This window comes from Monashia sp. HAY1-2A (assembly GCF_056755315.1).
This window is the reverse complement of the sequence record NZ_JBNDHY010000800.1, coordinates 1-235: the sequence shown is the minus strand read 5'-3', so window position 1 is coordinate 235 and position 235 is coordinate 1. Positions and strand designations below refer to the sequence as shown.

At 74.0% G+C, this 235-nt stretch carries 1 pseudogene; it reads left to right on the top strand.

What is annotated here, in order from left to right:
* Nucleotides 1–235 (top strand): annotated as a pseudogene (locus ACPYOM_RS23970) (GuaB1 family IMP dehydrogenase-related protein); the annotation flags it as partial.

Here is a 235-nt window from a genome sequence, read left to right as displayed (position 1 = left end):
GTGCTGCCCGAGTCGGTGGGTCCGCAGGACGCGTTCGAGCGACTCTCCGAGGTGCGTCGCAAGGTCGCGCACGTGGTGTCCGACTCCGGGGAGCTCGTGGGCATCATCACCCGCGGCGGGGCCCTGCGCGCCGGCCTCTACAGCCCCGCGGTTGAAGCATCGGGCCGGCCGCGGGTCGCCGCCGCGGTGGTCATCAACGGCGCAGTCGCCGCGCAAGCGTCCGAGGTCCCGAACG